This window comes from Pseudomonas sp. H3_E07, from assembly GCF_054668895.1.
Map to the genome: position 1 here is coordinate 1,407,002 of NZ_CP162795.1, position 11,088 is coordinate 1,418,089.

The window sequence follows — 11,088 nt, forward strand, 5'->3', positions numbered from 1 at the left end:
GTTTGCCAGAGTGCCGCCAGCATCAATTTATGACAAGACTTTAAACCTTGTGAGTTGCGGCTAGTCTCAAGGTTAAGTCGTCGCGTTTATCCACGCAGGCGACTGGACACTCATCACCGCCTGCTAAACGCGGGCTTCATTGAGGTTGCCATGAAAATTCGAGAACTGGCCCAGCACTGGGAAGAGAACGCCAAGGGTCGCCTGACCAAGACCGAATACGCCATCCATCTGGATATGGAGTCCGCCGCGCGGCTGGCGGCCATTACCGAGATGTACCCCAAACGCCACCCTGAAGAATTGCTCGGTGAGTTGATCGGTGCCGCCCTTGAAGAGCTGGAAGCCAGCTTCCCTTACATCAAGGGCCAGCAGGTGATTGCCACCGATGAAGAAGGCGATCCGCTGTACGAGGACGTCGGCCCTACCCCACGTTTTCTGACGCTGTCGCGCCGCTATCTGCATGATTTGTCGGCGAGCACTGACGAACAGAAACACTGACACCCTTACCAAACCCCTGTATTCCGGGCTCCTGACGGGCCCGGCGTACCACTGCGCAACGCAGAAGTTCCAATTTTTTATGCTGACCAATCAGTCAGATATTTTTTTAGGCAAATCGCCATCTTCTCTGAACTTTTGAAAAAAGCCTCCGGTCACAGCCAGTAAGCCATCACTTGGAACGGTCGTTTTAAAGGGCAATTTGTGCACCAGTGCCAGCCCCGCCGCCGCAGACCAGTGACATGGATTTTAATGTTTTTCAGGAGTTATCCAATGGAGTTGAAGACGATGAAGACCAGCACTGCCAAATCCTCGTTTAACCACCTGCGCGGGCTTAAATTGGCCGCGCTGGCAATCGGCACCAGCTTCGTCCTGGCGGGCTGCGCCGGCAACCCTCCGACCGAGCAGTACGCGGTCACCCAGTCCGCCGTGAACAGCGCCGTCAGCGCTGGCGGCACTGAGTACGCGGCTGTGGAAATGAAGTCGGCCCAGGACAAGCTCAAAGAAGCCGAAATTGCCATGCACGACAAGAACTACGACAAAGCTCGCCAGTTGGCTGAACAAGCCGAGTGGGACGCTCGCGTCGCAGAACGCAAGGCTCAAGCCGCCAAGGCTGAACAGGCTGTGAAGGATTCCCAGAAGGCTGTTGATGAGTTGCGTAAGGAAGGCATGCGTCCGGCTGCTATCCAGCAGAAGTAAGACGCTTCCTGTGACCAAATCGCACCTGATATCGAATTGAAAGGACGACACGACTATGCGTAAACAATTGATGATCCCTGCCCTGCTGGCGATGAGCGTTGCACTGGCGGCCTGCTCCACCCCGCCAAACGCGAACCTGGAAAATGCACGGACCAACTTCTCGTCCCTGCAGACCAACCCGCAAGCCACTAAGCTCGCGGCCCTGGAAACCAAGGACGCCAGCGAATGGCTGGACAAGGCTGACAAGGCCTACCGCGACAAGGAAGACGAGAAGAAAGTCGACCAACTGGCTTACCTGACCAACCAGCGCGTTGAAGTGGCCAAAGACACCATCGTGCTGCGTGAATCCGAAGCCAAGCTGAAAAACGCTGGCGACGAGCGTGCCCGCGCCTTGCTGGATGCCCGCGATGCGCAGATCAAGCAACTGCAGGACAGCCTGAACGCCAAGCAGACCGATCGCGGTACGCTGGTGACCTTCGGTGACGTGCTGTTCGCCACCAACAAGTCTGACCTGAAATCCAGCGGCCTGGTGAACATCACCAAACTGGCTCAGTTCCTGCGCGACAACCCGGATCGCAAAGTGATCGTCGAAGGCTACACCGACAGCACCGGTTCCGATTCGTACAACCAGAGCCTGTCCGAGCGTCGTGCGGCTTCGGTACAACGCGCACTGGCTCAACAAGGCGTGGATATCTCGCGCATCGTGACCCAGGGCTACGGCAAGGAATACCCGGTTGCCGACAACGGCAGCGTGTCGGGCCGAGCCATGAACCGTCGCGTTGAAGTGACTATCTCCAACGACAACCAGCCGGTCAAGCCACGGTCTTCCGTTGCTAACTGATTGATTGGCATTGGTTTAAAAAACCCACCTCACGGTGGGTTTTTTTTCGGCTCATCAAACTGAATAGTGCGGTTCGTGTCCTCGGCTGGCATTTCAATCTTCGCGCCCGCCTGCTCATCCACCCGTTGATCGCGCTTGTACCTGCGAGCGGCTTCCTGTTCCAGCGCTACATGCTGCCTTGCCATGGTCAACATGTTTTCCAACACAGGAATGTGTATTTTCATCCTCGACCCAATCTATGTAGGTTTCAGCATTTTATGTGGCATTTAAGTCGAAGCGGTTCCAGACATTTCCATTTCAGTTGCATGACATGCGGCAGCCTGTATTACGCCCCCCACGTCGCTACAGGCTGAATAGCTGATCAGCACGAAAAAACCGCCCCGAAAGGGCGGTTTTTGAGAGGTGCCGTTCAACCACCGACCTTACCGGTGCCCTGGGTCTCCGGCATTTGGATCTGGCCCTGTCCCTGGCCGCTACCTTGACCATCTTGGGCGCCTTGATCACCTTGCGCGCCCTGTGCACCTTGATCATTTTTTTGCTTAAGCAGCTTTTCCAGTAGTTTCATCAGTTCGTCGAGCTCACCTCCGCCCTGGCTACCCTGACCACCTTTAGCACCTTGTGACTGCATATCTTTGATTTTACTTTGGACGTCCTGGATCTGCTGATCGAGGCCTTGGCCTGATGAGGCACCCCCACCGACATTCCCACCATTGCCCATGTTTCCTACACCCGATACTCCGTTTATACCCGCCATATAGGCTCACTCCAGACTAATGAAAAAATGGACCGATCAGCAAAGCCAATCAGTCCATGATCTGTGGTGAGCGCACCCGGCCGGTTCCGGTCGGCCGAGCGCCTGGCATGCGTTAAATCATTAGTCGGTACTCAAAACGGAGCTTTCCCACAGTGGGAAAAACAGCGTTCACTCCTGTAATTGCGGGGTTTCCTGCCCCATGCAACGCACGGCCTGCTTCTTGTTGTTCACCAGCACACCGCTGAGGCCTTTCTGCTCGGTGTCGAACATCACCAGCACGCCATCCACGCACTGCGCCACTTGCGCGGCCGGGGTCAAGGAGATCTTGTAGTCCTCGCCTGGCACCGTTTTGAGCATGGTGAAATCGCTGAGCAGCAGGGCGTCTTCCGGCTTGGCGAAGTGCAGGTAACCGTAGAACCACAGGCAACCGACGGTGCCGATGATGGTGCCAATGCCGGTGAGGATCAGCGGGATCATGTTGCGTTCTTCGCTCATTGCGGGCTCTCTGATGAATCAACTTTAGGAATGGGGTAGTTCGGAATTTCGCCCAGGCGGCGCAGGCCGTTGAAGTGTTGCGGGTCATCCAGGTAGCGCAGCATCACGGTTTGCCAGGTCTTGTCGGCAAAAGTCTGCACATGCCCGCCCCGGGTCAACTGCAACACCCGTGGCGGCGGTGCGGCCTGGTACAGGCGGATGCCATTTGCCACCGGCACGATCGGGTCATCCAGGCTATGAAACAGCAGCTTGGGCACGCCAGTGAGCCGGGGCATGGCATGGATTGCACTGTCAGCATCCGGCACCAGCCAGGACAGGGGCACCTGCAATGGCCATGTTAACCAGGAGGTGCTCAGGGCGAATTGTCCTACGTCACGATAACTGGCAGGCACGCCGTCCAGCACCAGGGCTTTGAGCTGGGATTGGCGCTCCGGGTGAGCGGCCAGGTAGTGCACCGCCAGCGCCCCGCCCAGGCTTTGACCGAGGACGATCAGCGGCTGGCCCTGGGTTTCAGGCGCCTTGTCGATCCAGCTGAAGGCCGCATCCACATCCTGGTAGATCGCTGGCAGCGAGGGTTTGCCTTCCGACAAGCCGTAGCCTCGATAGTCCAGTAGCAGCACTTGGTAACCCTGCTCTGGCAGCCACCAACTGCCGCCCAGATGCCAGGCTAGGTTGCCGCCGTTACCATGCAAATGCAGCACCGTGCCCTTGAGCGGCACACCGGGCTTGGCCGGCAACCACCAGGCGTGGAGCTTCACGCCGTCGGCGCTGGTCAAGGTGACATCACGGTACTGCAGGTGTGCTTTTTCCGGCGTGAACGGCAGGCCGGGTTCGGGGTAGAACAGCAATGAGCTGCAGCCGTTCAATGTGAGTAGCAGGCACAAAATGCCGAGGATTCTCATCCGTTGAAGCCTCGCTATTATTCGAAATTTTAAATCTTTCAGCGATTCAAAGGTGGGAGCGGGCTTGCTCGCGAAAGCCGTGTGTCAGTCAACTTATGTATATCTGATGTTCCGCTTTCGCGAGCAAGCCCGCTCCCACCAGTCGATCCGGTTTCGTCAAAGGATATTCGAGTAATCCGCCTCGATCCGATCCAGGCTCAAATGGTTGAGGAAGTTGGAGAAGCACATCCACGCCGCCAGTGCGTTCATGTCGCGGAACTGCTCTGGCAGGTACTTGGGCGGCACCACCAGGCCTTCGTCCACCAGTTGGCGCAGGGTACGCATGTCTTCCAGGGTGGTCTTGCCGCAGAACAGCAGCGGCACTTGTTCCAGCTTGCCTTTGCGCACGGCGAGCTGGATGTAGTTGTAGACCATGATGAAGCCCTTGAGGTAGGACAGGTCCTTGGTAAACGGCAGACCAGTCGGCACTGAACCTCGGAAAACCCGACTGGCGTTGCCGTAACTTTCGGCCATCTCAAAGCCTTGCTCGCGGAAGAACTCGAACACCTGCAGGAAGTCGGCCCCCTCTTCCACCATGTGGATAGCGCGGGTGCGGTTGGTCAGCTTGCGCAGACGGCTCGGGTAGGAGGCGAAGGTGATGATTTCCATCAGGATCGCCAGGCCTTCCTGGGTCACGGTAGACGACGGCGGGCCTTTGGACAGGAACGTGCAGATCGGCTGGTTCTGGCCATTCAACGTGGTGCCCACGTGCACCAGGCCTTCATGCACTTCCAGGGCGCGTACGTCGCGGTCGTTGAACATCGCATCGGCGCGGATCTTGATGTAGTCCGCACCCGCCGCCGCGTCGGCGACGATACCGTCGGACTCAAACACGCGAATAGTCTCTTCGGCCTCGCCGAACACCTTGTTCAGGCGGGTTTGCAGCAGGGCCACGGCGTCCTTGGCGGTGAGGGTCTTGGCCTCATCCTTCAAGTCCCCACGGCCATCGATGTTGTTCAGATAGTCCGAAAGCATCAGGCCCAGATCGGCCAGGGTCGGGTCACCCGCGTGGAACGCATCGGAAGCAGCGCCATAAAGCTCTTGTGAAATCAGGCCGAAATCCTCGGTGCCGCGTGCTTCGAGCATGCGCACCACCATGCGGTATTCCTTGCACATGCGGCGCATGATCTGCCCCACCGGACTGAACTGGCCGAGACGACGGGTGATGTCGCGCTCGATGTTCTGGAACTCCAGCTTCACCGCGCTGGAATCGAACGACAGCGGCCGGTTGAGGTAGTAGTCGCGGCTGACCGCCGGCATTTCCTTGCCCTTGGCCTTGAGGAACCCCTGGCGAATGTTCTCGTCCCACTTCACGGCGTCGAGGACGCGAATCGGTGTTTGCGCCAGCACAATGCGATCAGACAAGGTGCGTATCGTCTGCTGGTAATCGTCCACCCGGTGCTTCCTCTTTAAACGTTATTTGCCCGCACGCTGGTAGCGCACGGCTTCCACGAATACATCGGCGTTGGCCGGGTCATCCAGGTAGGCAAACACCTGGTCCAGCGGGCCGTCGACCAGCACCCCGGGCCCTTCGACGGTTTCCACCGTGCTGCCCTGTAACGCCTTTTGGCCTATGGCTTGATGGATCTGCTCCAGGTCGAGGTTGTAGACCACCAATTCATGCTTTTCGTTGATTTCGAAGCCCGCAAGGATGAAATGCCCGCCGAGCTTGGCCGGCAGCGGCGCCGACAAGTACCAGCGGTTGCCATGCCGGGACACAGTAAACAAGTACTCATCACGCTGGTTCGGCTTGGCTGTAGGGTAGCTCACGGCTTTATAACGGTGTTCACCGACGCGCGTGATTCGCAGGTTGAGCGGCTCGCCCCAGGCGTTTTTGCTCGACCATTTCCCCAGCAAGCCCGCGGGTGCGGCTTCACGGGCCGGCATCGGGTCCTTGAAGGTCACCAGGCAGCCGCTGAGCAGCAGGAATGACAAGGCAATTACCGCGATTCGCCAGGCTTTCATCGAGTACTCCACGGGGTATGGGTGGAACCGTTTTGTGTGGGAGCGGGCTTGCTCGCGAAAGCGGTGGCTCAGCCAAATGTGTATCGACTGACACTGCGCATTCGCGAGCAAGCCCGCTCCCACATAAAGCACGTTCCGTAAATGACTACACCGAGGCCAAGACCAAATGCATGTAACGCTTGAGGATCTCAAGCATTTCTTCACCGGTCAGAGGCTCTGCGCCGCCCAGCAGGCCCTGATATTCCATCCGACTGATTATCGCCGTCAACACTTTGGCATCCTGTTGTGGCTCGCGGGAGCCCAACACCTGGAAAAACTGCCCGGTGCCTTGCAACAGAATCTGCTGGTGGGAACGCACCAACTCGGCCAGGCGCGGGTTGAGCAAGGCTTCCTGACGGAACGCCTGCTCGGCCATCAGGTGTTCACGACGGTTGGTCAGTTGCCGCAAGACGTAATCGGCGGTCAGCCGCGCAATGTCATCGGCCAGTTGCGAGCGTGACTGCGGGCTGCCATCGCCATAGGCGACCATCTCGCGCAAAAGGCCTTCGTTACGCACCCACAGTTTGCCCATGAACGCTGCACTGCGCTCGACGTATTGGGCGAAGGTGTCGGTGAGCAGATCGTCGATGTCCTTGAAATAGTAGGTGGTGGCCGACAAGGGCACCCCCGCCTCCGCCGCCACCGCGCGATGGCGCACGGCGCGCACGCCATCGCGCACTACGATGCGCATGGCTGCATCGAGAATGTCTTGCCTGCGTTGCTCGCTACCCCGACGGCTGGCCTTGCGGCCTTGGTACTGGACGCTTTCAGCCACGGCAGCGGCAATGCCGGCGGCGCCTTCTTGAGCGGTTACGCGGTTCACGACTCACATCCTTGAATAGATCAAAACCTGGCGCTGTTTGCTTGACGCTTATTGACGCCACATAAAAAAGCCGCCTTATAAAAGGCGGCTTCGGATTTCGCTTCGGTTACGCTTGCGGCCGCATGTGCGGGAACAAGATCACGTCGCGGATCGACGGCGAGTTGGTCAACAGCATCACCAGACGGTCGATGCCGATACCTTCACCGGCCGTTGGCGGCATGCCGTATTCCAGGGCGCGGACGAAGTCAGCGTCGTAGTGCATGGCTTCGTCGTCGCCGGCGTCCTTGTCGGCCACCTGGGCCATGAAACGCTCGGCCTGGTCTTCCGCGTCGTTAAGCTCGGAGTAGGCGTTGGCGATCTCGCGACCACCGATGAACAGTTCGAAACGATCGGTGACGTTCGGGTTCTCGTCGTTGCGACGGGCCAGCGGCGACACTTCGAACGGGTACTGGGTAATGAAGTGCGGCTGTTCCAGCTTGTGCTCCACCAGCTCCTCGAAAATCATCACCTGCAGTTTGCCCAGGCCTTCGAAGCCCAGCACCTTGGCACCGGCTTTCTTGGCGATCGCACGGGCCTTGTCGATGTCGTTCAGGTCGTCGGCGGTCAGCTCAGGGTTGTACTTGAGGATCGAGTCGAATACCGACAGGCGCACGAACGGCTCGCCAAAATGGAACACCTTGTCGCCATACGGCACGTCGGTGCTGCCCAGGACCAGCTGCGCCAGCTCGCGGAACAGTTCTTCGGTCAGGTCCATGTTGTCTTCGTAGTCGGCGTAGGCCTGGTAGAACTCCAACATGGTGAATTCTGGGTTGTGACGCGTCGAAACGCCTTCGTTACGGAAGTTGCGGTTGATCTCGAACACTTTTTCGAAGCCGCCAACAACGAGGCGCTTGAGGTACAGCTCCGGCGCGATACGCAGGAACATTTCCATGTCCAGTGCGTTGTGGTGAGTTTCGAACGGCTTGGCTGCGGCACCACCGGGGATGGTTTGCAGCATCGGGGTTTCCACTTCCAGGAAGTCGCGTTGCATCAAGAAGGTACGGATGTGCGCGATCACCTGCGAACGCACACGGAACGTGTGGCGCACTTCTTCGTTGACGATCAGGTCAACGTAGCGCTGGCGGTAGCGCTGCTCGGTGTCGGTCAGGCCGTGGTGCTTGTCCGGCAGCGGGCGCAGCGACTTGGTCAGCAGGCGCACGTGGGTCATCTCGACGTACAGGTCGCCCTTGCCGGAACGGGCCAGGGTGCCTTCGGCGGCGATGATGTCGCCCATGTCCCAGGTTTTCACCGAGGCCAGGGTTTCTTCAGGCAAGGTCTTGCGGTTGACGTAGACCTGGATACGACCGGTCATGTCCTGGATCACCATGAACGAGCCACGGTTGAGCATGATGCGACCTGCCACCTTGACCGGGATCGCAGCCTCTGCCAGCTCTTCCTTGGTCTTGTCCGCGTACTGTTTCTGCAAGGCATCGCAGTAGTTTTCGCGACGGAAGTCGTTGGGGAAGGCATTGCCCTTGGCGCGCTCGGCAGCAAGCTTTTCCTTGCGCAGGGCGATCAGGGAGTTTTCTTCCTGTTGCAGGGCCTGGTCGAGTTGTTGGTCGCTCATGTCTTTAAATTTTCCATCACAGGTTCGTTGCCCCCAGGCCTGCGGCCTGGGGATCGCGGGCAAGCCCGCTCCCACATAGGGTGTTACAGGCCGGATTTCAGGCTGGCTTCCAGGTATTCGTCGATATCACCGTCGAGCACCTTGTCACAGTCACTGCGTTCGATGTTAGTGCGCAGATCCTTGATCCGCGACGCATCGAGCACATAAGAGCGGATCTGGTGACCCCAGCCGATATCCGACTTGGTGTCTTCGAGCGCTTGGGACGCGGCATTGCGTTTCTGCATTTCCTGCTCGTACAACTTGGCCCGCAGCATTTTCATGGCGGTGTCCTTGTTGGCATGCTGGGAACGTTCGTTCTGGCAGCTGACCACGGTGTTGGTCGGTACGTGGGTAATACGTACGGCCGAGTCGGTGGTGTTTACGTGCTGACCACCGGCACCGGAGGAACGGTAGGTGTCGATGCGCAGGTCGGCCGGGTTGATTTCGATCTCGACCTTGTCGTCGATCTCTGGGGAGACGAACACCGCAGAGAACGAAGTGTGACGACGGTTGCCGGAGTCGAACGGACTCTTGCGCACCAGGCGGTGCACGCCAATCTCGGTGCGCAACCAGCCAAAGGCGTATTCACCCTTGATGTGCACGGTCGCGCCCTTGATACCGGCGACTTCACCGGCGGACAGTTCCATGATGGTCGCTTCGAAACCGCGTTTGTCCGCCCAGCGCAGGTACATGCGCAACAGGATGTTGGCCCAGTCCTGGGCCTCGGTGCCGCCGGAACCGGCCTGGATGTCGAGGTAGGCGTTGTTCGGGTCCATCTCGTGGCTGAACATGCGGCGGAATTCGAGTTTGGCGAGGTTTTCCTCGAGACGGGCCAGCTCGGCGACGACATCGCCCACTGCGCCTTCGTCGTTTTCTTCGACGGCCATGTCCAGCAGGTCACGGCAATCGGCCAGGCCGGTGTTCAGTTCGTCGAGGGTGTCGACGATCTGCGCCAGCGCAGCGCGCTCGCGACCCAGTTCCTGGGCGTATTCAGGTTTGTTCCAGACAGCAGGATCTTCAAGCTCGCGATTGACTTCGGTCAGACGCTCATGCTTTTGATCGTAGTCAAAGATACCCCCGAATAGTTTCGGAGCGCTCGGACAGGTCCTTGATGGTGTTAAGGATCGGGTTGATTTCCATGGCGGGCAGCACTCGTTGGCGAACTTTTGAAAGCCGGCGAGTATAACGGCAAATGGGGGGGAACGGCAGTCCGCTTGGCGAAAAGGCGTGGGGTTTGTACACGATCCGTAGAACGATACGGATCAAATGTGGGAGCCGGCTTGCTTGCGAATGCGGCGGTTCAGTCACAGATATATCAACCGACCCAGCGCATTCGCGAGCAAGCCCGCTCCCACATTTAGATGTCCAGTGCCTTCAGGTCACTCGATCCCCACCTGATTGCGCCCATTATGCTTGGCCGTATACAACCCCTTATCCGCCGCCATGATCAATTGACGACAGTCCGTGCCCTGCACCGGCGTCAGGGTCGAGAGCCCAATGCTGATGGTCAGACTTGAGCCCTCGGTCGGTGCGTTATGCGGGATTTTCAGCGCGGCAACCGCCATGCGCAGCTTTTCGGCTACCAACCGAGCACCGCCCGGCGAGGTATTCGGCAGCACCAGAGCAAACTCTTCACCGCCGTAGCGCGCCGGCAGGTCCGAGGGGCGGCTGCTGGCTTCGCGGATGGCGGCGGCAACCTTGCGCAAGGCCTCGTCACCTTCGACATGCCCAAAGCTGTCGTTGTAGGTCTTGAAGAAGTCCACGTCGATCATCAGCAGCGACAATTGAGTCTGGTCACGCATGGCACGGCGCCATTCCAGTTCCAGGTATTCATCGAAATGACGCCGGTTGGACAGCCCGGTAAGACCATCGGAGTTCATCAACCGCTGCAGCACCAGGTTAGTGTCCAGCAACTGTTGCTGGCTGACCCGCAGCGCGCGATAGGCTGCATCCCGTTGCAACAAGGTCATGTACGAGCGCGAGTGATAGCGGATCCGCGCCACCAGTTCGATATTGTCCGGCAGCTTGACCAGGTAGTCGTTGGCACCCGCCGAGAACGCCGCGCTCTTGATCAGCGGGTCCTCCTTGGTGGAAAGCACGATGATCGGGATGTTCTGCGTGGCCGGGTGATTGCGGTATTCACGCACCAGGGTCAGGCCGTCGAGGCCCGGCATCACCAGATCCTGCAGGATAACGGTCGGTTTGATGCGGATCGCCTGGGCAATCGCCTGGTGCGGGTCGGCGCAGAAGTGAAAGTCGATGTTTTCTTCATGAGCCAGGCCACGCCGCACGGCTTCGCCGATCATGGCCTGGTCGTCGACCAGCAACACCATGGCAGCATTTTCGTCGGTCTTGATGTCGTCGATCTGTAAATCATTCATGTGCAGTCACCTG

General features: G+C 58.7%; 13 protein-coding genes. 3 read left to right on the forward strand and 10 right to left on the reverse strand.

Annotation, left to right across the window (positions count from 1 at the left end; translation table 11 throughout):
* Positions 1 to 150 precede the first annotated feature (150 nt).
* The 3 genes from AB4O08_RS06405 to AB4O08_RS06415 all read left to right on the forward strand — a co-directional run bounded on the left by AB4O08_RS06405 (position 151) and on the right by AB4O08_RS06415 (position 2,032).
* A complete protein-coding gene (locus tag AB4O08_RS06405) occupies positions 151 to 495 on the forward strand; it encodes a hypothetical protein (RefSeq protein ID WP_010212620.1) in 345 nt (114 codons plus the stop codon).
* A gap of 270 nt (positions 496 to 765) precedes the next feature.
* Positions 766 to 1,191, forward strand: coding sequence for a DUF4398 domain-containing protein (locus tag AB4O08_RS06410; RefSeq protein WP_010212621.1), 426 nt, complete (start codon positions 766 to 768; stop codon positions 1,189 to 1,191).
* A 55-nt stretch (positions 1,192 to 1,246) separates the two neighbouring features.
* The gene (locus AB4O08_RS06415) at positions 1,247 to 2,032 is read left to right on the forward strand and encodes an OmpA family protein (RefSeq protein WP_010212622.1); all 786 of its coding nucleotides are present in this window, start codon (positions 1,247 to 1,249) and stop codon (positions 2,030 to 2,032) included.
* A gap of 29 nt (positions 2,033 to 2,061) precedes the next feature.
* Here AB4O08_RS06415 and AB4O08_RS06420 read toward each other — a convergent pair whose 3' ends face one another.
* The 10 genes from AB4O08_RS06420 to AB4O08_RS06465 form a co-directional block, all read right to left on the reverse strand.
* On the reverse strand, positions 2,062 to 2,256 hold the full coding sequence (locus AB4O08_RS06420) for a hypothetical protein (RefSeq protein WP_460114758.1): 195 nt from the start codon (positions 2,254 to 2,256) through the stop codon (positions 2,062 to 2,064).
* Between the two features lie 185 nt (positions 2,257 to 2,441).
* Positions 2,442 to 2,786 carry a hypothetical protein gene (locus AB4O08_RS06425; protein ID WP_010212624.1) on the reverse strand — a complete coding sequence of 115 codons (345 nt, stop codon included), beginning with the start codon at positions 2,784 to 2,786 and terminating at the stop codon, positions 2,442 to 2,444.
* Between the two features lie 168 nt (positions 2,787 to 2,954).
* Complete coding sequence (locus AB4O08_RS06430; protein WP_010212625.1) at positions 2,955 to 3,281, reverse strand: hypothetical protein; 327 nt, start codon at positions 3,279 to 3,281, stop codon at positions 2,955 to 2,957.
* Positions 3,278 to 4,183, reverse strand: coding sequence for an alpha/beta hydrolase (locus tag AB4O08_RS06435; protein WP_010212627.1), 906 nt, complete (start codon positions 4,181 to 4,183; stop codon positions 3,278 to 3,280). The genes AB4O08_RS06430 and AB4O08_RS06435 overlap by 4 nt, the downstream gene beginning before the upstream one ends.
* A gap of 156 nt (positions 4,184 to 4,339) precedes the next feature.
* Positions 4,340 to 5,617, reverse strand: a complete 1,278-nt coding sequence (locus AB4O08_RS06440; protein WP_010212629.1) for a flavohemoglobin expression-modulating QEGLA motif protein — start codon at positions 5,615 to 5,617, stop codon at positions 4,340 to 4,342.
* Positions 5,618 to 5,638: 21 nt separating this feature from the next.
* Positions 5,639 to 6,187, reverse strand: coding sequence for a hypothetical protein (locus AB4O08_RS06445; protein WP_021492448.1), 549 nt, complete (start codon positions 6,185 to 6,187; stop codon positions 5,639 to 5,641).
* A gap of 145 nt (positions 6,188 to 6,332) precedes the next feature.
* The gene (locus tag AB4O08_RS06450; RefSeq protein WP_016979842.1) at positions 6,333 to 7,049 is read right to left on the reverse strand and encodes a TetR/AcrR family transcriptional regulator; all 717 of its coding nucleotides are present in this window, start codon (positions 7,047 to 7,049) and stop codon (positions 6,333 to 6,335) included.
* A 106-nt stretch (positions 7,050 to 7,155) separates the two neighbouring features.
* Positions 7,156 to 8,655, reverse strand: coding sequence for a lysine--tRNA ligase (gene lysS / locus AB4O08_RS06455; RefSeq protein WP_044286716.1), 1,500 nt, complete (start codon positions 8,653 to 8,655; stop codon positions 7,156 to 7,158).
* Between the two features lie 83 nt (positions 8,656 to 8,738).
* Positions 8,739 to 9,834 (reverse strand): peptide chain release factor 2 gene (gene prfB, locus AB4O08_RS06460; protein ID WP_100215725.1). Its coding sequence is split into 2 segments (ribosomal slippage): positions 8,739 to 9,761 and positions 9,763 to 9,834, totalling 1,095 coding nucleotides; the frame shifts between segments, so codons are not numbered across the junction.
* A gap of 239 nt (positions 9,835 to 10,073) precedes the next feature.
* Positions 10,074 to 11,075, reverse strand: a complete 1,002-nt coding sequence (locus AB4O08_RS06465) for a response regulator (RefSeq protein ID WP_010212639.1) — start codon at positions 11,073 to 11,075, stop codon at positions 10,074 to 10,076.
* Between the last annotated feature and the right edge of the window lie 13 nt (positions 11,076 to 11,088).

What these genes read in the sequence shown, in the direction of transcription:
- AB4O08_RS06405 (WP_010212620.1), top strand. Translation starts at nt 151, where the DNA reads ATGAAAATTCGAGAACTGGCCCAGCACTGGGAAGAGAACGCCAAGGGT.
- AB4O08_RS06410 (WP_010212621.1), top strand. Translation starts at nt 766, where the DNA reads ATGGAGTTGAAGACGATGAAGACCAGCACTGCCAAATCCTCGTTTAAC.
- AB4O08_RS06415 (WP_010212622.1), top strand. Translation starts at nt 1,247, where the DNA reads ATGCGTAAACAATTGATGATCCCTGCCCTGCTGGCGATGAGCGTTGCA.
- AB4O08_RS06420 (WP_460114758.1), bottom strand. Translation starts at nt 2,256, where the DNA reads ATGAAAATACACATTCCTGTGTTGGAAAACATGTTGACCATGGCAAGG.
- AB4O08_RS06425 (WP_010212624.1), bottom strand. Translation starts at nt 2,786, where the DNA reads ATGGCGGGTATAAACGGAGTATCGGGTGTAGGAAACATGGGCAATGGT.
- AB4O08_RS06430 (WP_010212625.1), bottom strand. Translation starts at nt 3,281, where the DNA reads ATGAGCGAAGAACGCAACATGATCCCGCTGATCCTCACCGGCATTGGC.
- AB4O08_RS06435 (WP_010212627.1), bottom strand. Translation starts at nt 4,183, where the DNA reads ATGAGAATCCTCGGCATTTTGTGCCTGCTACTCACATTGAACGGCTGC.
- AB4O08_RS06445 (WP_021492448.1), bottom strand. Translation starts at nt 6,187, where the DNA reads ATGAAAGCCTGGCGAATCGCGGTAATTGCCTTGTCATTCCTGCTGCTC.
- lysS (WP_044286716.1), bottom strand. Translation starts at nt 8,655, where the DNA reads ATGAGCGACCAACAACTCGACCAGGCCCTGCAACAGGAAGAAAACTCC.
- AB4O08_RS06465 (WP_010212639.1), bottom strand. Translation starts at nt 11,075, where the DNA reads ATGAATGATTTACAGATCGACGACATCAAGACCGACGAAAATGCTGCC.